The 1,282-nt window shown below is 38.5% G+C and carries 2 protein-coding genes and 1 pseudogene; all 3 read right to left on the reverse strand.

The genetic code is table 11. The annotated features are described in order from the left end of the window. A pseudogene (locus L4C37_RS22315) lies at positions 1-91 on the reverse strand (GNAT family N-acetyltransferase); the annotation flags it as partial. Positions 92-219: 128 nt separating this feature from the next. After that, a complete protein-coding gene (locus tag L4C37_RS22320; protein ID WP_429770172.1) occupies positions 220-795 on the reverse strand; it encodes a hypothetical protein in 576 nt (191 codons plus the stop codon). A 206-nt stretch (positions 796-1,001) separates the two neighbouring features. Continuing rightward, positions 1,002-1,277, reverse strand: coding sequence for a GNAT family N-acetyltransferase (locus tag L4C37_RS22325; protein WP_429770174.1), 276 nt, complete (start codon positions 1,275-1,277; stop codon positions 1,002-1,004). Positions 1,278-1,282 lie beyond the last annotated feature (5 nt).

A 1,282-nucleotide genomic window follows, 5' to 3' on the forward strand; every position in this document is an offset into this window, starting at 1 on the left:
CTTCAAAACGTGCATTTGTATGTTCAATATAGAAATTAAAAATATCAGTGATACCCGCTACATCCGACAATTTTCCAGTTCTAATGTTCACGTAAAATCCTTTYCGATGCGTGCTTTATAACGCCGCATTAAGGTGTGAGCGGCGCTTGGCTATACTTGAGCGAAGCGAAATTGCCAAGCGTTGAGAATCACTCTTAAATGCTTTGTTATACCAATGATTTACTTCATAAATGGCACTACTAATTTAAGTGCTTTGTGTGCATTTTTCATTACTGGTTTAAGTACTGACTCAGTACCTTTCATCGTTACCATAGATTGTATATGCTCAGCGTGAACACGTTCGTAGCTCACGTTTTCACTTATATTGTAGCCCTTAAACTGTTCTGAGAATTCCTTCTGGATTACATCCCTAACTTCTACATAAATCAATGAGTGGATTTGTTTGGCAAAACGGAGCTCTTCTTTCGAAATATGCGGAAAAACTTCTGGTCCAAAACGGAGTAGCAATGTACCACCCGTGATAGCACCTCGAGTAACCTCATGCGTAGCGTAAAGTGTTGTTATAGTCGCGAGTATATCAATAAAAGTATCATTGTCTCGCTTTGCCGAGGACTCTAACGCAAACTGTACTGCCTCTTCCAACGTGCGCTTATTTACTTTTCCTGATTTGTTTTGAACCCAGTCCACCAATGATACTGCTGACACTACAGCTTGATCCTGTAGTTGCTCATTTTCAGCTAGATGTTTAAGGGCTCTTTCTGTTAAAAATAGGCAGACTTGAATTGCAGGTTCCATACAACACCTCAAATATAAATATAGGATGGCATTCTACCATACGATTTTGGGCTTTAGGCGTTAAATATTGGATTGGTATAACGCCCAATTAAGTAGCTGACAACGCTACCAAGACACTCAAATTTATCACCGAAATCACTGATGCTAAACCGAGCTAAAAATGCCAAGCGTTGGCAGTCTGCTTAAATTGCTTGTTATGTGAGATTTCAACGCGTACGAGCTTTTTCATAGAAGTGGTGATTTCTAAAGGRCATGTAKGGKGTAAATAATGTCCAATTGTCTATGTGYTCATACTCACTTTCAATTAGGCGCATTACTTTTGAACCAATRTGCTTATTTTGAAACTTTAAGTCGATATATAAATACTTAATTTCAATACAGCTTGTTTCGCYGCCCTCAACACAAATAGCACCAGCAAACTCACTGTCAYATACGACTTTATAAAACTTATTTTTACTYACTTCCGCTTTGAACCACTCTATTGACT

This window comes from Vibrio kagoshimensis (assembly GCF_050337535.1).
GTDB classification, from domain to species: domain Bacteria; phylum Pseudomonadota; class Gammaproteobacteria; order Enterobacterales; family Vibrionaceae; genus Vibrio; species Vibrio gallaecicus.

Excerpts from the sequence above, each read along its gene's own strand:
- L4C37_RS22320 (WP_429770172.1), bottom strand. The coding sequence starts at position 795 with ATGGAACCTGCAATTCAAGTCTGCCTATTTTTAACAGAAAGAGCCCTT.